At 65.1% G+C, this 21,073-nt stretch carries 16 protein-coding genes; 11 read left to right on the top strand and 5 right to left on the bottom strand.

Annotated features, from left to right (window positions below; all coding sequences use genetic code 11):
- Positions 1-602 precede the first annotated feature (602 nt).
- From OXC99_10035 to OXC99_10020, 4 genes are all read left to right on the top strand, one after another.
- A complete protein-coding gene (locus OXC99_10035) occupies positions 603-1,643 on the top strand; it encodes a hypothetical protein (GenBank protein ID MCY4625320.1) in 1,041 nt (346 codons plus the stop codon).
- A 500-nt stretch (positions 1,644-2,143) separates the two neighbouring features.
- Entirely contained in the window at positions 2,144-4,813 is a 2,670-nt protein-coding gene (locus OXC99_10030) for a valine--tRNA ligase (protein MCY4625319.1), read from the top strand.
- 4 nt (positions 4,814-4,817) lie between these two features.
- Positions 4,818-6,092, top strand: a complete 1,275-nt coding sequence (locus tag OXC99_10025) for an MFS transporter (protein ID MCY4625318.1) — start codon at positions 4,818-4,820, stop codon at positions 6,090-6,092.
- Positions 6,092-7,366, top strand: coding sequence for an MFS transporter (locus OXC99_10020; GenBank protein MCY4625317.1), 1,275 nt, complete (start codon positions 6,092-6,094; stop codon positions 7,364-7,366). Before OXC99_10025 ends, OXC99_10020 begins: the two co-directional genes overlap by 1 nt.
- 287 nt (positions 7,367-7,653) lie before the next feature.
- On the opposite strand, the gene coaBC is transcribed toward OXC99_10020, so the two are convergent.
- The 4 genes from coaBC to acpS all read right to left on the bottom strand — a co-directional run bounded on the left by coaBC (position 7,654) and on the right by acpS (position 11,928).
- Positions 7,654-8,886 carry a bifunctional phosphopantothenoylcysteine decarboxylase/phosphopantothenate--cysteine ligase CoaBC gene (gene coaBC / locus OXC99_10015; GenBank protein MCY4625316.1) on the bottom strand — a complete coding sequence of 411 codons (1,233 nt, stop codon included), beginning with the start codon at positions 8,884-8,886 and terminating at the stop codon, positions 7,654-7,656.
- Positions 8,887-8,923: 37 nt separating this feature from the next.
- Positions 8,924-9,706, bottom strand: a complete 783-nt coding sequence (locus OXC99_10010) for a type III pantothenate kinase (GenBank protein MCY4625315.1) — start codon at positions 9,704-9,706, stop codon at positions 8,924-8,926.
- A 73-nt stretch (positions 9,707-9,779) separates the two neighbouring features.
- Positions 9,780-11,531: an NAD(P)H-hydrate dehydratase gene (locus OXC99_10005; GenBank protein MCY4625314.1), complete on the bottom strand. Its 1,752-nt coding sequence runs from the start codon at positions 11,529-11,531 to the stop codon at positions 9,780-9,782.
- Positions 11,512-11,928, bottom strand: a complete 417-nt coding sequence (acpS, locus tag OXC99_10000) for a holo-ACP synthase (protein ID MCY4625313.1) — start codon at positions 11,926-11,928, stop codon at positions 11,512-11,514. Before acpS ends, OXC99_10005 begins: the two co-directional genes overlap by 20 nt.
- Positions 11,929-12,358: 430 nt before the next feature.
- Here acpS and OXC99_09995 point away from each other — a divergent pair, with 430 nt between their 5' ends.
- The 5 genes from OXC99_09995 (at position 12,359) to OXC99_09975 (ending at position 16,887) form a co-directional block, all read left to right on the top strand.
- Positions 12,359-12,586, top strand: coding sequence for a hypothetical protein (locus OXC99_09995; protein MCY4625312.1), 228 nt, complete (start codon positions 12,359-12,361; stop codon positions 12,584-12,586).
- A 174-nt stretch (positions 12,587-12,760) separates the two neighbouring features.
- Positions 12,761-13,885, top strand: a complete 1,125-nt coding sequence (dnaN, locus tag OXC99_09990) for a DNA polymerase III subunit beta (GenBank protein ID MCY4625311.1) — start codon at positions 12,761-12,763, stop codon at positions 13,883-13,885.
- A gap of 391 nt (positions 13,886-14,276) precedes the next feature.
- On the top strand, positions 14,277-14,963 hold the full coding sequence (locus OXC99_09985) for a hypothetical protein (protein MCY4625310.1): 687 nt from the start codon (positions 14,277-14,279) through the stop codon (positions 14,961-14,963).
- A gap of 279 nt (positions 14,964-15,242) precedes the next feature.
- The gene (hflX, locus tag OXC99_09980) at positions 15,243-16,403 is read left to right on the top strand and encodes a GTPase HflX (protein MCY4625309.1); all 1,161 of its coding nucleotides are present in this window, start codon (positions 15,243-15,245) and stop codon (positions 16,401-16,403) included.
- Between the two features lie 43 nt (positions 16,404-16,446).
- Entirely contained in the window at positions 16,447-16,887 is a 441-nt protein-coding gene (locus tag OXC99_09975) for a peroxiredoxin (GenBank protein ID MCY4625308.1), read from the top strand.
- A 536-nt stretch (positions 16,888-17,423) separates the two neighbouring features.
- Here the strand turns inward: OXC99_09975 and OXC99_09970 are convergent.
- A complete protein-coding gene (locus OXC99_09970; protein MCY4625307.1) occupies positions 17,424-18,563 on the bottom strand; it encodes a citrate (Si)-synthase in 1,140 nt (379 codons plus the stop codon).
- 261 nt (positions 18,564-18,824) lie between these two features.
- Between OXC99_09970 and OXC99_09965 the strand changes: the two genes are divergently transcribed.
- Positions 18,825-20,258 carry a S41 family peptidase gene (locus tag OXC99_09965; protein MCY4625306.1) on the top strand — a complete coding sequence of 478 codons (1,434 nt, stop codon included), beginning with the start codon at positions 18,825-18,827 and terminating at the stop codon, positions 20,256-20,258.
- Positions 20,259-20,283: 25 nt separating this feature from the next.
- Positions 20,284-20,787, top strand: coding sequence for an SsrA-binding protein SmpB (smpB, locus tag OXC99_09960; GenBank protein ID MCY4625305.1), 504 nt, complete (start codon positions 20,284-20,286; stop codon positions 20,785-20,787).
- Positions 20,788-21,073 lie beyond the last annotated feature (286 nt).

Raw genomic sequence — 21,073 nt, 5'->3', positions numbered from 1 at the left:
TGCGAAGGCAGGAATCCAGAGGTGTGGGCAAGGGGGCTTCCCCAAAGGCATGCCGTCCACCACCCGAAACACTCCCCAGCATCCATTCCGGCGAAAGCCGGAATCCAGAGGCGGGAATGGGCGTCCCTAGTCGCGATTCGCGAATCGCCCCTCCCTCGCCAGCGGGAACGTAGGGCCCCCCTCCCCCACCCTCATACCGGCGAATGCCGGTATCCAGAAAGCCCCGCACATAACGTACTCCGCACCAAGAGAGACGCCGTAAGGGCAACCCTCGTGGTCGCCTTGGCCCCGCCGACCCCGCCCCGTTCGCCCTGAACCTGTCGAAGGGCGAATGGGGGAGCAGGCAACCTCTGTCAGACCTGTGTTCCTGTTTCTCTTAGCCCCTTGAAAGCCCCCAAAGCCCCTAGACTCCGCGTCCAGGGGCCTCTGGACTCCCAATGAACTCGGAAAATGTAGGGCTTTGGAAGACCAGTACATCCAACACAAAACCGCCTCAAAAATCAACGTGAAATTGGAGTGAATTTTGAAAGTACCCCCTTGCCCTCCCGCAGCCGTCAGCATAGGCTGGGTTGAGAGTATTTTGCTGAAGGAGTGGGACAGTGATGCAGCCATTGACGCTCGTAGGGCACTTAACAAAAAAGGAAAGCCCGGTGAACCAATTCCTACACTTACGCTTTCCCAATACTCGCGCATTCTTGGAGACACCGCGAAAACGTGTAAGAGCCGTTCACGCCGAAAATAATGCGCTACTTCCACGGATACACGAGAGGTATCAATACTCTCCTTTAGGTACAGCAATTGATTTCAGAATCCACTGCTATTTTGAAGAACCGGAGGAAGAGATAGACACTCTGTTACGTGTACTTGCATCTAGGGGTAGCGATGCCGATGAATTTGCCGACTATTACGTGCAACGAGTTAAGAAGATCGCCGTGCCTGGTAATCGATTGGAAAAGCAAGAAGAAGATGACCTGAACCGATTCATCATTGGATGGAGGCACCTATCGTGGTACAAGAATCCCACGTCTGCGATGGGGGCATTGTATGGAACCCAGGACTACTTGCTAGACGACATGCGCGCCATGAGTTGGACCTTCTTTGACAAGTGCAGCCATCTTCTAACGCGTCCATTTAAAGTAAGTCCAAGGTTTGAAGGTTCGTTGGATGTAGGAGGCGCTCAAGGTGATCTCCTTATCGACGGGACTCTTGTTGAGATTAAGGCAACCATTAAAGCCGAGGTTGAACTTAGATGCCTCTGGCAATTGCTTGCCTATGCCATGCTGGACTATTGGGACCAACACGGCATCAATGCAATTGCTCTCTATATGCCAAGGCAGGGTCTCTATCTGAACTGGGATTTGGAGGAGGCCTTGGGTGTGTTGTGTGGCCCCAATCCGCCCAGCATTATGGAGTTGAGGCTGGATTTCAATGAGATGCTGGTGGATGAATGGGAACGAGGTAATCCGTCATTGGTCCCCTGGAGTGTAGGGGAGGATGGCGAGTCTTGGGGTACCAGCTTGCCTTCTGAGTCGGCGAGGTCAAGCACCATTGTAAGGGCTCCTGTAGATTCTGAGATTCGGATGGAAAAGAAGCGGCCGGATAAGCGGTCAACTAAGAAGCGAACCCGTTGGAAAGCCAAGTGAACGTCCTTCCAAGACGGCCCCACCCCCCACCCACATACCGGCGAATGCCGGTATCCAGAAACCCCCGCACATAACGTACTCCGCACCAAGAGAGACGCCGTAGGGGCAACCCGCGTGGTCGCCCGATGCACCCGCTTGACCTGATTCTGTTGCATGCCCAACCCTGACACAACCCCCTTGCCCGAGCGCCCCACCTCTCGCTACCCTTTGCGCATGGACAACGCCCTGCACAGCATGAATCTCTCGCAGACAGCATCGGCATGGAGTCCTTCAAACAGCTATGAATTGTGACGAAAAACAACTCGTATCTAAAACCGCCAATTCCAGATACACATTGTTTCTCAGATAAGGCATTGCGTTACTCCGTCCCGGCCTCTGGCGTTGGATATGCACGGCTGGCCGGGAACGTGCCGCCTCTTTGAAACCTGCCCCCATGCGCTACAATGGAACGGTGCGGCAGCCATCGGCCCGTCGCGCGACTTCACTGAGCAGGCGGCGACATGACCCTGCAGACCCCGCAGCAGCTTCCAAGCGCCTATGACCCGGCCTCCGTAGAGCAACGCCTCTACCAGAAGTGGCTGGACGCCGGGTACTTCACCCCCGTTATAGACCCGGCCAAGCGCCCCTTCGTCGTCATCCAGCCGCCGCCCAACGTCACCGGTGGGCTCCACCTCGGCCATGCCCAGCGAGCCGCCGTCGAGGACGCCCTGGCCCGCTGGCATCGAATGCTCGGCGAGCCGACCCTCCTCCTGCCCGGCCTCGATCACGCCGGCATCGCGACGCAGGTGGTCGTGGAGCGCGAGCTCGCCGCCGAGGGGGTCTCCCGGCACACCTTGGGCCGAGAGCAGTTCGTGGCGCGCGTCTGGGACTGGGTTGGCTGGACACGGGGCCGCATAGACGAGCAGCTCCGCAGGCTCGGCGTGAGTTGCGACTGGTCACGGGAGGTCTTCACGCTGGACCCCGGCCCCAGACGCGCCGTACGGCACACCTTCGTGGAGCTGTACCGCAAGGGCCTGATCTACCGCGGTGAGCGCATCATCAACTGGTGCCCCCGCTGCGCCACCGCCCTCTCAGACCTGGAGGTGGAACACCGCGAGACTGAGGGCAGCCTCTATTACATCCACTACCCCCTCGCCAACGGCAACGGCCGGCTCACCGTCGCCACCACACGCCCCGAAACGCTCCTCGGCGACACCGCGGTGGCCGTGAACCCGAACGACCCCCGCTATGCCGCCCTCGTCGGCAAGGACGTCGTGCTGCCCGTCCTCGGCCGCCGCATCCCCGTCGTGGGCGATGAGGCCGTCGAGACCGAGTTCGGCACCGGCGCCCTCAAGGTCACGCCCGGCCACGACCCGACGGACTTCGACCTCGGCGAGCGTCACGGGCTGCCCATCGTCACCGTCATGCACCCCAACGGCGCCATGAACGCCGAGGCCGGCCCCTACGAGGGTCTCGACCGCTTCCAGGCCCGCATCCAGATTGTGGAGGACCTGCAGCGCGACGGTCTGATAGAGCTCGTCGAGGCCCACCGCCACGCTGTCGGCCACTGCCAGCGCTGCGACCAGGTCGTGGAGCCGATGGTCAGCAAGCAGTGGTTCGTGCGCATCGCCCCGCTCGCCCAACCCGCCCTCGACGTCGTCCGCGACGGCACGGTGCGCATAGTCCCTGAGCGCTTCACCCGCATCTACGAGAACTGGATGGAGAACCTCCGCGATTGGTGCATCAGCCGTCAGCTCTGGTGGGGCCACCGCATCCCCGTCTGGTACTGCGGCGCCTGCGAGCAGGAGATCGTCGAGTACGACGACCCCGACGCCTGCCCCAGCTGCGGCTCCCATGACCTCCAGCAGGATGAGGATATGCTGGACACCTGGTTCTCCTCCGGCCTGTGGCCGCACTCCACCCTCGGCTGGCCGGACGACACGGACGACCTGCGCTACTTCTACCCCACCAGCGTGATGGAGACCGCCCATGACATACTCTTCTTCTGGGTGGCCCGCATGATCATGATGGGCCTGGAGAACACCGGCCGGGCGCCCTTCCACACCGTCTTCCTGAGCGGCCTCATCCGCGACGTCCAGGGCGCGAAGATGAGCAAGACCCGCGGCAACGTGCTTGACCCCCTCGACGCCATCGACCGGTACGGCTGCGACGCCCTGCGCTTCGCCCTCACCGTCGGTAACGCCCCCGGCAACGACGCCCGCCTCGGCGCTGCGAAGCTCGAGGCCGCCCGCAACTTCGCCAACAAGATCTGGAACGCGGCCCGTTTCGTCGCCCGGGCGATGGAGGAGACCAATGACCTCACCGGCTGGAGCGACCCGCCCGCCGTCCACCTGGAGGACCGCTGGATCAAGAGCAGCCTCAACCGCCTCATCGCCCGCGTGAACCGCCAGCTTGAGGACTACCAGCTTGGCGAGGCGGAGCAGTCCATCTACGAGTTCCTCTGGAGCGAGTTCTGCGACTGGTACATCGAGGCCGCCAAGGTGCGCATCCGCAGCGCCGCCGGCCCCTCGCCGGTACCCATGCTCGTGCACGTGCTCGAGACCACACTCCGGCTCCTCCACCCCTTCATGCCCTTCGTCACCGAGGAAGCCTGGACGAACCTCGTGTCCCGAGCCCCCCGTGAGCGCGATCTGCCCGGCTCCATCATGGTCGCCGCCTCCCCGGCCGCCGACGCCTCGGCGTACGACGACGCAGCCGAGGACGCAATCGCCTCCGTTCGCGAGGCCATCCGCCTCGTTCGCAACGCCCGCGCCGAGTTCCGCATCCCGCCCGCCCAGCCGCTGGAGTTGCTGGTCGACGCTGGCGCGCCCCAGTCCGCGCTGGAGGCCGAGGCCCCCCTCATCCGAGCCCTCGCCCGCGTGGAGCCCCTCCGCTTCCTGCAGGGCCGCGAGCAGCTCCCCACCAGCGGCGCGGCCACGGCCGTCGTAGGCGGCGCCGTCATGGCCATCCCCCTCGAGGGCCTCGTCGACATCGGTGCTGAACGCACGCGCCTCTCCGGCGAGCTCGCCGACGCCCAGCAGGCCCTCGAACGCCTCGACGCCCGCCTGTCCGACGCCCAGTTCATCGAGAAGGCGCCCGAAGAGGTCGTAGAGCGGGAGCGCGACCGCCGGCGGGCCACGGAGGAGCGGAAGGCCCGGCTCCAGGAGCTTCTCTCCCAGCTGAGCGAGTGAGCCGGTGCTGCCCTGGCTCGCCCCTGACGGTCGCCTCATTCTCCTGACGACCAGCCTGCGCTCCTTTGCCGTCGGCTTCGTCAGCGTCCTGCTGGCCCTCTACCTGAAGGAGACCGGCCTCGACCCCGTCCGCGTAGGCGCGGTCCTCGCCGCCGTGCTGGCCGGCAACGCCTTCTTCACCACCCTCGCGTCCCTCTTCGCCGATCACTTCGGGCGCAAGCGCTCCTTCATGTCCCTCAGCATGCTCACCATCCTCGGCGGCGCCCTCTTCCCCCTGACCGGCTCCTTCATCCTGCTCTTGTTCGTGGGCGGCATGGCCGGCTTCGGCCTCGGCGGCAAGGACCGCGCGGCGCAGAGCTCGCTGGAGCAGCCCGTCCTCGCGAGGGCCGCCCCCGCCGAGCGCCGCACCATGCTCTTCGCCTACTACAACGTCATCGGCGGTCTTGCCTCCGCCGTCGGCGCGCTCTGCAGCGGCATGCCCGTCATCCTTGAGAACACCCTCGGCATGGACATCATGGACGGCTACCGCCTGATGTTCTTCCTCTACGCAGCCATCGGCGCTATCGTCACCCTCGTTTACCTCCGGCTCACTCCGGCCGCCGAAGCCCCCGCCGTCGATGGCCGCCGCGTAGGCATCACCCTCCCCCGCCGCTCCAAGGGCATCATCTACAGGCTGGCCGCCCTCGGCGCGATGGACTCCTTCGGCGGCGGCTTCATGTTCCAGACCTTCCTCGCCTACTGGTTCAACCTCCGCTACGACCTCACGCTGGAGTCGTTGGCCGGCGTCTTCTTCGCCGCCAACATCATCAGCAGCTTCTCGGCCATCATGGCGGCGTGGCTCGCCAGGCGCATCGGCCTCATCAACACGATGGTCTGGACGCATATCCCCGCGAACCTCCTCGTCGTGGCGATGGCATTTTCCCCCTTCGCGTGGCTCACGATAGCGATGCTCCTGCTTCGCGAGTCCATGTCGCAGATGGACGTCCCGACGCGCCAGTCCTTCACCATGGCCGTCGTCGCCCCCGAGGAGCAGACCGTCGCCGCCGGCATGTCGACGCTGGGCCGCCAGGGCGGGCAGATGCCGTCGCCCTACATTTCGGGCCTCTTGGTCGCGGCGTCGCTGGCTAACGCCCCGCTGATAGTGGGCGGCCTCGTCAAGGTCGTCTACGACCTCCTCCTCTGGCAGCAGTTCCGAAACGTACGCCCTCCAGAGGAGCAATCGCGTCCGCCCGAACGAGCATCCGCGAAGCCCGCCGCCCCCGTTGACGGAGCCCGATAGTGCTCGGCTGGCTAGCCCCCGACGGCCGCCTGGTCCTCCTGACGGCCAGCCTGCGCTCCTTCTCCGTCGGCTTCGTCAGCGTCATGCTCGGTCTCTACCTGGCCGAGACGGGATTCGACGCCGTAAGGATTGGCGCTGTTCTCGCAGCGGTCTTGGCAGGTAGCACCTTCTTCATCATGCTCGCCTCCCTCTTCGCCGACCGCATGGGCCGCAAGCGGTTCTTCATCGCCCTGACCCTCCTCACCATCCTCGGCGGCGCCCTCTTTCCGCTGACCGAGCCCTTCCTCCTGTTGCTCCTCGTCGCCGGCTTCGCGGGCTTCGGCCTCGGCGGCGCCGACCGCGGCGCACACGGCGCGCTCGAGCAGCCCATCCTCGCGCGCTCCACCCCCGACACCAAGCGCACGACGCTCTTCGCCTACTACCACGTCATCCGCGGGATGTCGGCGGCCCTCGGTGCCCTGTTCAGCAGCATGCCGGTGTTCATGGAACGCGCGCTCGACGTCGAAGTGCTGGACGCCTACCGGGTCATGTTCTTCCTGTACGCGTGCGTCGGCGTCCTGATCGTCCTTGTCTTCACGCGGCTGTCCACGGCCGCCGAAGCTCCTGCGGCCGAGGGCCGGCGCTCGCTGTTCTCATGGCCCCGCCGCTCGAAGGGCATCATCTACAGACTGACGGCCCTCGGCGCGATGGATTCCTCCGGCGATGGCCTCATGGTGCAGACCTTCATGGCCTACTGGTTCAGCCTCCGCTTTGACCTGTCGCTGGAGTCCCTCGCCGGAGTATTCTTCGGCGTCAACGTTCTCAGCAGCCTGTCTGCCTTCATTGCCGTGTGGCTCGCAAAGCGTATTGGCCTGCTCAACACGATGGTGTTTACGCACATCCCCGCGAACCTGCTGTCGATAGGCATGGCTTTTGCGCCCTTCGCGTGGTTGGCGGTTGGCATGATGCTCCTCCGTGGTTTCCTCTCGCAGATGGACGTGCCGACGCGGCAGTCCTACACGATGGCCGTGGTGGACCCGGCGGAACAGACCGTTGCCGCGGGCTTGTCGCAACTCGGCAGGCAGGGAGGACAGCTCCCGTCGCCCTACATCGCCGGTCAGCTCGTCGCCGCGTCGCTGCCCGGCGCCCCCCTCATCATCGGCGGGACGGTGAAGGTCATCTACGATCTCCTCCTGCTCCACCAGTTCCGCAACATCCACCCGCCTGAGGAACAGACCCGTCAGGGGGGCGGCGCTCCGTCCGATGAGCATGACACGGGAAACTTGCGTCAATGAGACCGCTGGACCCATGATGGACATAACGCCGCCCCTGCTGACCCCGATGCAAGCACGCCCAGCTACGAATGGCCCCCAATGCGGCGTTTTTCCGGGTGGGAGCGGTCTCCGGCACGGCCGCGCACGCAAAAACAGCGGTTTCGGCCGTCCTCGCGACGGTTATTGGGGTGGTTGGCGAATTTTTCGCCGCCGAAACGAAAGATGTGGAATGGCCAAGACGCCATCATGACATAATGGCTAATGTGACATGAAATGTGACACCATGGATTTGAACAAACACGTCACATTCAATGTGACATTGCCTGACTGTCACGTTCTACTAGCAATGTGACGACACGGTCGAGAATTTTGTCACCCACCTGGTACTTGGTCAGCAAGGGAAGTTCGTTTGTCACACCGTCCGCTCCGATGATTGTCACCTGGTTGGTGTCCACCTCGAAGCCGCTGCCTTCCTTTGTCACATCGTTGGCTACGATAAGCGCCATCGACTTCGAGGCCAGCTTGTACCGCGCGTTCTCGATGAGGTCCTCGGTCTCCGCCGCGAAGCCGATACGCAGCACGCCCTCCGGTACTTCCAGGAAGAAGTCGTTGGTCTTCTCCATCTCCAGCGAGATGCCACCGTTGGCCTCGTCGCCGTCCTTCTTGATCTTCTGCGGGGCCACATTGGCGGGCTTGTAGTCACTGACCGCCGCGGCCATCACCAGCGCGTCCGCCGTGGCGCAGGCGTCGAGAACCGCCGAGCGCATGTCGGCGACGGTGCTGACGCGGTGGAATGTCACACCAAAAGGTGTCGGTAGGTTCGCCGTAGCTGTGACAAGTGTCACGTCTGCCCCCCGGTCCCGCGCCGCCTCCGCGACGGCATACCCCATCTTGCCGGACGACCGGTTTGTCACAACCCGCACCGGGTCGATGGGCTCCTGCGTCCCGCCCGCCGTGACCACGACGTGACGCCCCTGCAGGTCGCCGCCCTGCGCGAGCGCCCAACGGAGTCGCTCCACAAGCTCGGCGGGTTCCAGCATTCGGCCGTGTCCCATGAGCCCGGAGGCCAGTCGGCCGGCGCCCGGCCCGGCGATATGGACGCCGCGCCCCAGGAGGGTCTCGGTGTTCTGCTGCACCGTCGGGTGCTCCCACATCCCGGCGTCCATCGCCGGCGCCACGATCACCGGCGCGGTTACGGCAAGGACCGTCGTCGTCAGGACGTCGTCGGCAAGGCCAAGGGCCAGCTTCGCTATGGTGTTGGCCGTCGCGGGTGCCACCAGCAGCGCGTCGGCTCGCCGCGCAATGGCGACGTGCTCGATGGCCTCGGGGGAGTCGGCGTCGAAGAGGTCCGTGACAACGGTGCGGTGGGTGAGGCTGCGGAAGGTCAGTGACGACACGAACTTCGTGGCGCTCTCAGTGAGGAGTACGTCCACGTGTGCACCGGCCTGTGTGAGCTTGCTGGCGAGGTCAGCTGCCTTGTAGGCCGCGATGCTTCCCGTGACGCCCAGGATTACGTGCTTACCAACCAACGGGTCTGTCATGGTCCCTTCCTTTCGGGGGTAAGGGCCGGGGGCCCGCTCAGGAGGACGTGCCTCCGTTCGTGTTCATATCGTACACCATTCGGAGGCCGATGAGCGTGAGGTCTGGGTTGACGGCGTGAAACACGTCCGTCTGCGATGCCACGAGATCGGCGAGCCCGCCCGTGGCGACGGCCCTCGCGTCCTCCCCGAGTTCGCTCCGAAACCGCGCGATCATCCCCTCGACCAGCGCGACGTGCCCGTACACCAGCCCCGACTGCAGCGCCGCGACGGTGTTGCGCCCGATGACCGACTTCGGCGCTGTCAGTTCGACGCGCCGCAACTGCGACGTCCGCTGCACCAGCGCCTCCGAGGCGATCTGCATCCCCGGGAACAGCGCGCCGCCAAGGTAGTCGCCCTCCTTGGTGACAGCGTCAAACACCGTGGCGGTGCCGAAGTCGACGACGACGAGCGGGCCGCCGTAGAGCCTGTAGGCCGCCGCAGCGTCGACCACCCTGTCCGCGCCCACGTCTCGAGGCGGCTCGTAGAGGATGCGCACGCCCGTCCGCGTGCCCGCGCCCACAACGAGCGGTGCCGCGCCAAACGTATTGACGCACGCCTCCTCGAAGACTGGAGTGAGCGGCGGGACCACGCTGCACATGACGACGGCGTCCACGTCCTCCGGGCTGACGTGCTTCATCGTCATCATGGACCGTAGGACCACGCTGCACTCGTCCGGCTGCCACCGCGACTCCGTTGACATTCGCCACGTCGCGGCCAAGGCGTCGCCGTTGAACGCGCCCATGGTTATGTTGGTGTTGCCGACGTCAATCGCAAGCAGCATGGTAGGTGTGAGTATAGCAGATGGGGAATCTGGGCCCTGACACGGGCCCTTTGTCCGCAAGGGGCGGCGGCAACTAGCCGATGTGGAAGATGCCGCCGGAGAAGCTCCCCTCGCGCAGCATCCCAATGGCCTTGGGCAGCAGCGGCAGCAGGTCGCCCGCGATGACGCCCGCCTCGCCGATCTCCTCCGCCGCGAGCTGACCGGCCGCCGCGTGGATGAACGCGCCCAGGCTCGCGGCGTCGAAGGGTGCCACACCCTGCGCGAGCAGCCCCGCCACGCAGCCCGCGAGCACGTCGCCCGTCCCCGCCGTGGCCAGCGCGGGGTTGGCGAAGGGGAGCACGCGTACGCGGCCGTCGGGCGCGGCGGCGACGGTGAAGGCCCCCTTGAGCAGCACCGTGACGCCCCATCGCGCGGCGGCGTTCCGGGCAGCGCCGATGCGGTCCGCCTCGACGTCGCCGATATCGCAATCCAGAAGCCTTGCCATCTCTCCTGGATGCGGCGTCAGGACGGCTTCGCCCTGTCGGCGCTCCCACCATCCGTCCGTCCTCGCCAGGAAGTTCAGGGCGTCCGCGTCAATGACCGTCGGCAAGGGCAGCGGTTCCGGTGAGAGCAGCAGCCGGTCGAGCAGCAGCCGCGTCGTGTCGTGCTGCCCAAGCCCGCACCCGACGAGGAACGCGTCGCAGGCTGGCATGGTGTCGTGCAGTGTTCGCGCCGCCTCAGGGTCCGCCACGCCGTCGCCGTCGTCGGGCAGCAGCAGATAGGTGCTCTCCGTGAGCCGCCCGGCCAGGAGCCCTTGCACGACGGGCGTCACGGCCAGCGTGATGTACCCGGCTCCGGAGCGGGCCGCGCCCAGGCACGCCAGTTGTGCCGCGCCGATGTAGCTCCGTGAGCCCGCCAGCGCCAGCACCCGGCCAAAGGAGCCCTTGTGCGCGTCCAGCGGCCGGCGAGGCAGTTGCGCCCGCGCCCACGCCGTAGTTACCGCTTCCTCCGCGATGTTATCCGCCAGCGCCTCCGGCACGCCGATGTCGGCGACGATGAGACGCCCCACCCGGGCTGCGGCGGGGAAGCGAAAGTGGCCGTGCTTGGGGAATCCGAAGCTCACCGTGGCGGTCGCGTCCAGGGCGTTGGGGTCCGCCTCGCCGTCGTCGGCGTCGATGCCCGTGGGCACGTCCAGCGCAAGGGTCTGCAGGGCCGGCCGTCGCGTCCGCTCCGCGTTCACAACCGTCATGGCGTCGCGGAGCGAGCCTTCCAGCGGCCGGGATGCGCCGATGCCCAGCACGGCGTCCACGACGAGCGCCGCGGACGGCAGGGCTCGATCGAGGGCCGTGAGGGGCTCCGCGTCCGCGTCAACAACCGCGACGCCCGCGCCGAGGGCAAGGGCACGCTTGGGGTCATCGTCCGGTCGCGGCGCCAAGATGATGACGATGACGCCGCCGTGCCACCGTTGCAGGTGGCGGGCCGCCACCAGGCCGTCGCCGCCGTTGTTGCCCGGCCCCACCAGCACCACGATACGCGGCGCCGCCATCTCTTCGGAGACCGGTGACGTGGACATAACAGGAGGAGGCTGCATGACGGGCCGTGCTTGGGGTCCGCCGCCGTCGGCATTCAGCATGCCCCACGCGGCGCGGGCGGAGAGGAGGCCGGCGCGCTCCATGAGGTCGTCCAGGGAGCCCACGGGCTTTCCATCGGGGGAGCCCACGGGCTTTCCATCAGGGGAGCCCACGGGCTTTCCATCAGGGGAGCCCACGGGCTTTCCGTCAGGGGAGCCCGCGTCCACCGCGCGGCGCTCCAGGGCGCGCATTGCCTCAGCTGTCACTATCTTCACTGGTCTCTCCGATGACCACGGTCTCTCCGGTGACCACGGTCTCTCCGACGGCCACCACGACGGCGTAGTCGCGTGAGTGGGAAATGGAGATGGAGATCTCGCCGAGGCATAGCCGCTCGGCGCGTGCCTTGGCGCGGCCGTGCAGCACGACGGTGGGCGCCTGCCCCGGCTTGCGCACCACCTCGATCTCGCGCCAGCCGACGCCGCGCACGCCGGTACCGAGCGCCTTCATGACGGCCTCCTTGGCGGCGAAGCGGCCTGCAAGCTGGGGAAGACGTCCGCGCGAGTAGGCGAGCTCGCCCGGCGTATAGATGCGGTTGAAGAAGCGGTCACCCCAGCGGGCGGCCGCTTCCCCAATCCGCCATATCTCCACGATGTCTACGCCGGTACGGAGCATGCAGCTTCAGTCCATGTGTCAATGGTGTATGTGCGTCAGCGTCTGAGCGAGGGCATTATAGGCGGGCAGCCCGCGCACTGTCCACGAGGCGCCTGCGCAGGAAACGGCGGGTAATGTCACGGTGCAGCCAAGCGAGCCTGTTGGGCGGTCCACCCAACAACAAATGGGAAGGAATCGAGAGTTGTGACGGGAGGCTCTGCAAGACTGAGACGCCACAACACAACCTGAAATAACACGTAACAGCGGTTCTGTGACAAACGAGATTATAGAAAATCTCCGTTTGAATATAATACAAAATCTTGATGTTCTATACTTTATCTTAGAAAGTTTTAAACTAGTTTAAGAGATTGTCTGGACAAGAGCTTGACAAAAGCAGGAACACCATGTAGGCTAGCTCTAGTGGGACAGTTCCCGCAAGGGGGTAAGACAAATGCCCAGGATGACACCGGCGATGATCAGGGTGGAAGAGCAGTACAAGCGGCCGCTCACTCGGCTGCTTCCGGAGATGGTCAATGAAAAAGGCCTCACGGGGACTGCGCAGGAGTTTGGCGTCAGCAAGGCGACGATTGGCTACTGGCTGCTGAAACTGGGCATCCAGTACCGCAGAGTGGCCCTGGCGCCGGATGAGACCCTCGAGATCAAGCACGAGAGCAGATAGACACCGTTCTATAGTCCGCGTGGCCGTGGAATTGGCCCCTGCACCTCGGAGGGGGAGGCGCAGGGGCTTTTCTTTGCTCATGAGGTGAAAACTGGTGACAGACGGTTGCAAAACTCGTTGCGGCAATGTTTCGCCCCGCCCTATACTTGGTGGAAATCCCAAGGAGGGATGCACATGATCGTTTCCTGCCTTCAGGAGACGTTGAATAAGGGCCTTGGTGTTGTGGGCAGGGCCGTGCCCAATCGGTCCACCCTTCCCATCACACAGAACGTGCTCATCGCTACGGACCAGGGCCGGCTTCGCCTGACCGCCACCAACCTGGAGGTCGCCATCAGCACCTGGGTCGGCTCCACAGTCGAGGAAGACGGCGAGATCACCGTCCCGGCGCGTCTGCTGTCCGAGTTCGTCGGCACCCTGCGCAACGAGCGTGTGGACGTGAAGACGTCGACGCAGCCCCACGCGATGGAGCTGAACTGCGCTCGCAACCAGGCGCGCATCATCGGCACCGATGCCGGTGAGTTCCCGCCAATCCCGACCGTCGACGAGGGCGTCACGGTGAAAGTGTCGGCGCGGGCACTGAAGGCCGCCATCGGGCAGGTCGTGTTCGCCGCCGCCACTGAGGAGTCGCGGCCGGTGCTCACGGGCGTCAAGATGGAGATCGACGACGACCGCTTTACAATGGCGGCCGCTGACGGCTTTCGGCTCGCCGTGCACCACGGGACGCTGCAGGAGGCCGCCTCAGAGTCGGTGGAGGTCATCATTCCCGGTCGCACGATGAACGAGCTGAACCGGCTGCTGAGCGACGAAGATGACACAGTCGAGATGGTCATCTCCTCCGCCCGCGGCCAGGCGCTCTTCCGCTTCGTCGATGTTGAGATGGTGTCGCAGCTCATCCAGGGGTCCTTTCCCAACTACTCGCAGCTCATTCCCGAGCGCTACACCACGCGCGCCGGGCTGGCGGTGGACGAGTGCCTGCGCGCCGCACGGACCGCCGCCATCTTCGCTCGCGACAGTTCCGGCATCGTGCGCCTGCACGTCCAGCCGGGCGAGCCCGGAGCCCTGCAGTTCGTCGCCCGCGCCGATGAGGTCGGCGAGAACCTCGCCGAGATTGACGCGGAGGTGGAGGGCGACGAAGCCAAGATCGCCTTCAACGCCAAGTACCTCACAGATGTGCTCGGTGTCATCGGCACGGACCGCGTGGCCCTTGAGGTGACGACGCCCTCGAGCCCGGGCGTGCTGCGGCCCAAGGACACGGAGAACTACATCCACGTCGTCATGCCTATGTTCGTCCAGTGGTAGCGCGCTAGCCCCCGCTTCCCGACCCGGATGTCGCAAGGAGCCGGCCACATCCAGTGGCCGGCTCCTTCATCCTGCCGCAAGACCCGGCGGCGACCGGCAAGGCCACCCATTACCGAGACATAACGTAAAGAATATTCTACTGGCGTTCGTTGCCTTTCAACAGGGTTGCCCACAAGTTTCCCACGCCCGTGGCACTATGCTCCCGTATGTTTCCCACAGGCAGCGTGGGAAAGGTGTGGAGAAACCCCACAGGCAGGTACGCTCAGGTGACCATCCCGGCCATGTCGTGGACGTGACACAAGCCGGGCCCCGAGAGACGTCCGCCAAGAGACCGAATGTGACTTTCGCAAAAGGGGTTGACAGAGTCGTCATGTGACGCTAATGTTGTGACATGACAGAGCAATCAAGGCCTTCCTTTGAGCTTTTGTTGGGTGAGGTGTCACTGAAGGCGCCTGAGACGCCTCTGTACCTCCGGCTTGCCTCGCAGGTGCTTGAAGCGCGCCGGCTGGAGCTGGAAGACGGATTGTCTCCTGAGCCGGAGCCGGCGCCCCCTGCGCCGTCGCCCTCGCCCACGACCCTCGCGACGCTTGAGCCGCCGTCGGCCGAGGCGCCTGCCGTCGAGGCCGTGACCGCCGCTGACACGCTCGCGGAGGCGGCTGACCTGGCGGAGCCGCAGGGGCCCGCCGAGATCGAGATAGCGCCTGCGCCAGCCTCTGAGCCCGCCGCCGCATTCGTAGAGGAGACACCGGCGCTGGGAGAAATCTCGGAGCCCGAGGCAGCCCTCGTTGAGTCGATGACAGTTGAAGAGCGGCAGCCGCCGGAGATGCCCCCATTGATCCCCTCTCCCGAGCCGTTCCCGGCAGCCGATGCCCCGGCGCGTAGGGCGCGATGGTTCCGCGGTCAGTTGCCCGTTGTGAACTTCGAAGACGGGTCCTCGCGAGTCATGGACTCGCTGGACGCGCTGAAGGACCTGCTGCGCTCGCGGGGACTGACGCCGCACCCGCGCGGAGACGCGTCGATGCTGCTCTGGCAGGTGCGCAACCGCTTGGGGCTGTCCGTGGATCAGGTGGACGCCTGAGCGCTGTGAACAGCGGCCCCCGGCTGGCAATCACCTGCCCCGGCCACTCCCGGTGCACAACTGCATTGTGGTAGTCCCTCCAACCGCCCAATCGGTCCTGTGTCCCCTTGTGTCTTTGCATTGCCACAGCGAGTAGAATTTAGGGAACGTGTTGGGCGGGACTGGACCCAATACAAGACATAACGATGTGCATAGGCTGCAAACAAGACAACATCCCCTGCATGGTGGAAGGGAGTAGAGGCCCTGCCCAGACACAAAGACAGGTCCAATGGCAACAGCTTGCATGCGACGACCACCGGGCCAGAGCGCGCACTGCTCGTGGGCATTGCGCCGCGCAACGTGCGTAACGCCCGATGGGAGCTCGCGGACTCCATGGGTGAGCTCGGGCAGCTCGTGCGCAGCGCGGGCGGTGAAGTCGTCGGCGAGGTCACGCAGAACCTCGACCGGCCGACCTCGGTTTACGTCGGGCACGGCAAGCTTGAGGAGATCAAGGAGACGCGCGCCGCGTTTGGGTGTACCGTTGTCGTCTTCAATGACGAGCTCAAGCCCGCCCAGCAGCGGAACCTGGAACGGGAGCTCGAGGTGAAGGTCCTCGACCGGAGCGCGCTGATCCTGGACATCTTCGCCGATCGCGCCCGCACCAAGGAGGGTGTGCTGCAGGTTGAGCTGGCACAGCACGAGTACCTGCTGCCAAGGCTCGCTGGGCAGTGGTCGCACTTGGAGAGGCTCGGCGGCGGCATGCGCCCCCCAGGGCCCCGCGCAACGCACATGGAGACCGACCGGCGCCTGGTCCGGGAGCGCATCAGCCGGTTGAAGCGCGACTTGGAGACTGTCCGGGCCCATCGCTCGCGGCACCGCAGTCGGCGGCAGGCCGCGCAGGCGCCGCTGGTCTCCCTCGTGGGCTACACCAACGCCGGCAAGAGCACCCTCTTCAACGCACTGGTGCGTGCGGGCGTCGCTGCCGAGGCCAAGCCCTTCTCCACGCTGGATCCCGTGACGCGGCGCATGGCGCTGCCCGGCGGGACATTCGCGCTGCTGACCGACACGGTCGGCTTTATCCACAAGCTGCCGCACACCCTCGTCGCCGCCTTCCGCGCGACCCTTGAGGAGCTCGCCGAGGCCGACCTGCTCCTGCACGTCGTCGACATCAGCCATCACAACGCCGCCGAGCATGTGCAGGTGGTCGAGGAAACCCTGGGCGAATTGGGACTGGCGGACAAGCCGAGGCTGCTGGTGCTCAACAAGATGGACCTGGCCGTCCATGCGGAGAACGGCTCTGCGCCGGACCTCTCGGCCCTCGGAAAGAGTGCCGAGGGCGGCGTGATGGTGTCGGCGGCCGAGGGCTGGGGCCTCGACCTGCTGTTGTCGGCCATCGTAGAGCGGCTCGACCGGCGGCCTGTAGATGCGGGCCAGACATCGCAAGTGCATTTCATCGACTGAACGCGCAGGCGCGTGAGGCGCTGAGCTGGGAGGACACTTCGCCATGGAAGTTGGATCGGTTGCCCCTGCATTCACCCTGAAGGGCACCCCAGACGGGGAGGTGACCCTGTCCAGCTTCCGGGGGCAAAAAAATGTCGTCTTGGTCTTCTACCCCATGGACGGTACTCCTGGCTGAACGCGCCAGCTGTGTGCCCTGCGTGATGACAGGGACAGGTTTGAGGACGCGGACACCGTGGTGTTTGGCGTCAACCCGGGCAGCATGAAGTCTCACCAGCGGTTCAGCGACAAGCACAGCTTCCCCTTCAGCCTGCTCGTGGACGAAGGCGGCGATGTGGGGCAGGCCTATGGCGCGCGAACGCTGCAGAAGCTCGCCCCGCTGCGGACCGTTGTGGGCATCGACAAGCGAGGAGTGGTCGTCTACTACCAGCGCGGGATGCCGAGCACGGACGAGATCCTGGCTGGACTGACCGGCCCGGCATCGTGACTCCCAGCGCGCAAACCTGGCCCTTACGAGGGCTAACCCGGCCCCGAGGCCCGCTTGGCCATGGAAACGCGCGTTTTCGCGTGGCCCGAGGGCTCTGGAGATTCGTCAAAATATAGTTCGCACTATATTCATTATGTACGTTTACTCCTTTAAAAATGACATAATATATTGCTTATGTAGAATCGTATATTTGTTAAGTGCAGTGTTGCGAACTTCAAATTGGCGCCATACTGATCCCGTTTCGACGCCCCAAGTGCGGGGTGTGCATTGCGGCGCTTTCGCGTCGCGGGGTGGCGTCAAGACCGTCTGAGGCGGCAAAACGGCCGCTTTGCTGCCTCATGGGAACGGGGGAAGTCCGCCGGAACGCCCCCAATGCCGCTGTTTCGCGGGCCCCGGCGAAGAGAGGCTCGCCTGGAGGGCGGAAACGGCCGCTTTCGGGCGGTGTGCAGACGCGATGGCCCGGCTACCCCAAAAAAGCGAAGGGGCCGCCTGGAGCGGTGACCCCTCTCGTAAGTTCCTGCATTGTTGGCTTGGAGCTAGGCCCGCGCCTCCATGGGCACGTACTCTAGGTCCATCGGGCCCTCGTACCACAGCAGCGGGCGGATCAGGATGTTGTTCTCAAACTGCTCCAGCACCTGCAGCGTCCAGCCCGGTATGCGCCCCAGCGCGAAGATCGGAATGAAGAGGTCCTCCGGGATGTCCATCAGGTGGTAGATGGAGCCGGCGAAGAAGTCGACGTTCACGTGGATGCCCCGCGCCCGGTACGGCGCCATGGCCTCCACCAGGGCGTCCAGGATCTGGATCCACTGCGGTTGCCCCAGCTTCTCGCCCAGCGCCTTGGAGCGGTCGCGCAGGTGCTGCGCTCTGGGGTCCTCTGCTCGGTACACCCGATGGCCGAAGCCCATGATGCGTCCCTTGCCCTCCAGCACCCGTCGCGCATACGCCTTGGCTTCCGCTGGGTCGCCGATCTCCTCAGCCATCTTCATCACGGACTCGGCCGCCCCGCCGTGCAGCGGCCCCTTCAGCGTGCCGACGCCCGTCACCACTGCCGCGTGCAGGTCCGCCAGCGTCGACGCCGTCACTCTCGACGCGAACGACGATGCGTTGGCCCCGTGCTCCGCGTGCAGGATGAAGTCCACGTCCATAAGCTTGGCCTCGTCCTCGTCGGGGACTTCGCCGCGCATCATGTAGAGGAAGTTGCCGGCGTGGCTCAGCGACTCGTGGGGCGCGACCGGCTGCAGCCCCTCCCGCATGCGGTAGTGCGCGCAGATGATCGTCGCGGCCTGTGACGTCAAGCGCAGGCCCTTGCGCCGAACGGCGTCGGCTGAGTTGTCCTCCACGTCCGGGTCAAAGGAGGCAAGCGCGGAGACCGCCGTCCGGAGCACGTCCATCGGGTGGCCGTCCTTGGTCAGCTCGATGACGCGGTAGACCTCCTCCGGTATCGTCCGGCTACTCTTCAGCATCGCGTCGATTCCGTCCAGCTGCTCCTGCGTCGGGAGGCTGCCGTACAACAACAAATAAGCCACCTCTTCAAAGGTGGACTTCTCTGCCAGGTCGTGGATGTTGTAGCCGCGGTAGAGCAGCTTGCCTTCCGTGCCGTCGATGAAGCTTGCCTGCGTCCTGTCGAGATAGACGTCCTTCAGGCCACGCTTCAATTCAACTGATCGAGTTGCCATTGCAGATGCCCTCCAGAAGACTCAGCTGCATGTTTGCTTGGACATCGTTGTCCCAAGTCCGCATAGAGGGGAGACTTAGGGCATGGCGGAGCGCCCAATTCCCTGTACGCATTTCAAGCGCCGGCCATTGGGCGTTGCTTCCCGCCCATGCTAGCACTCGCCTATGTACAGTGTCAACGAACGCTACCGGGAGGCCCCGCGTCCCGTGCTACAATTTTACTGGGCGATTCTCACGCAACGAACACCGTGAAAGGGCTACGAGTGCCGCATCTCTTTCCCCGGACGAATCAAACAGCGCTCACTGCCAACGCACTGCTGCGCGGGTTGGCTGTGCTGCTGGCCGTCGCGGCGATCACGGCCGCGTGCTCCGTCCTGCCCGGCGCCGCTCCGGCCAACTCGGCGGCGGCCATTGCCGCGGAGGCCGAGGGGCTCGAACCGGGCGAGGTTCCCGTGCTCGCCCTCAGCCCCGTCGGCGACATTTGGGAGATCCTGTCGACCAGGCACGTTGACCGAGCCGACATCGACGCTTCCGCCCTGGCGGAGGGCGCCGTCGACCGCCTCATCTCCGCCGCCGACAAGCCGGACCTGCGCGACGCCCCGATACCCGAGGCCGTAGCGGAACAGCCGGAGTCCTTGCCGGAGGAGTTCGCGCCGCTCTGGGACGCCTGGACCGCGATCTACAGCGGTGACAACGGCGGCCAGCCCCCCGACCCCGTCGCGCTCTCGAGGGCCGCCATGCGCGGCATCGTCGCCGCCCTCGACGACCCGCACTCCGCCTACGTCCCGCCGCAGCAGTACGAGCTCGAGGACTTGGAGTTCATCGGCAGCTACCAGGGCGTCGGCGCTGAAGTGCACGCTCATGAGGACACATTCACGCTCACGCCCATGCCGGACAGTCCCGCGGAGAAGGCCGGCCTGCGCGCAGGCGACCGGCTCCTCACAGTCGACGGCGAGAGCGTCGCGGGATGGTCGACACTGGACGTCGTCGGCAAGGTGCGTGGCCCTGCGGACACCATCGTCGTGCTCGGCATCATCCACGAGGGCGAGACTGAAGTGGTGGAAATCTCCATCACCCGCGCCCCCATCAACCTGCAGAGTGTGACATGGCAGAGCACACCAAGCGGCCACGCCTACATCCGCCTCTCCGGCTTCTACGCCAATACCGATGAGGCGTTGGAAGAGGCCCTCGTCGAGATTAAGGAGTCGGAAGCGAAGGGCCTCATCCTGGACGTCCGCAACAACCCCGGCGGTCTGCTTACAACGACGGTCAACATCGCGAGCCTGTTCCTCGACGGCGGGCTCGTCGTCTATGAGCTCGACGGCGGGGGCGAGCGCAAGGACTGGAATGCTGAGGGCGGCGGCGTCGCGATGGAGTTGCCGTTGGTGCTCCTGGTGAACCAGCACTCCGCCAGCGCCGGCGAGGTCCTTGCTGGCGCGTTGCAGGACCGGGACCGGGCCACCATCGTCGGCGTCAGGACGTTCGGCAAGGGTAGCGTCAACCAGCTCGCGCCGTTGTCGGACGGCGGCGGCCTCTACTACTCCTACGGGCGCTGGTATACTCCCAACGGCCGTCTCATTGAGGGTAGCGGTCTGGAGCCTGACATTGAGGTCGAGCGCGGGCCCATACAGCGGGACGAGCAGATGCTGTTCGCCCTCGACCTGATCGCCGGGATGACGCCTTCTGGAGAGGGATAGCCGCGGAGGCATTTGAATAACCGTTATGTCCACTAAGAAAGGCCGAAGGTCGGCCAAGTCCCCTGAATCGACTATCAGGCGCGGAGGCACCGTTGCAGTGAACCGCCGCGCCACCTACGACTACGACATCCTCGACACCGTCGAGGCAGGCCTCGTGCTGACCGGCACGGAGATCAAGTCCATCCGCACCGGCCGGGTCGACCTGCGCGGCGCCTATGCCCGCGAGCTCAAGCGCGAGCTCTGGCTTGAGGGCATGCACCTCGCCCCATACGAGCAGGGCAACATCCACAACCATGAGCCCAAGCGCCCGCGCAAGCTGCTCCTGCACCGCAACCAGATGGACAACCTCGCCGTGGCCGTCTCCCAGAAGGGGCACACCATCGTCCCGCTGCGGCTGTATATCAAAGGGCGCGTCGCGAAGGTGCTGCTGGGGCTCGCCAAGGGCAAGCGCCAGTACAGCAAGAAGGACGCCATCATCACCCGCGACCTCGACCTCGAAGCCCAGCGGCACATCAAGGAATACCGCTAGCCCCGTCCCACCGTAGGGGCGATTCGCGAATCGCCCGTCCCGCCCCCACCGTTCGCCCTGTGCCTTCAGACGGACTCGCCCCGCGTCGATATACCGGCGAATGCCGGTATCCAGGACTGCCTGCCCGCAGACACCGTAGGGGCGATTCACGAATCGCCCGTCCCGCCCTACCGTTCGCCCTGTGCCTTCAGACGGACTCGCCCCGCGTCGACATACCGGCGAATGCCGGTATCCAGGACTGCCTGCCCGCAGAGACACCGTAGGGGCGATTCGCGAATCGCCCGTC

Source organism: Chloroflexota bacterium (genome assembly GCA_026713825.1).
Classification (GTDB): Bacteria; Chloroflexota; Dehalococcoidia; order Lucifugimonadales; family UBA1127; genus UBA1127.
This window is presented reverse-complemented; position numbering and strand designations above follow the sequence as displayed.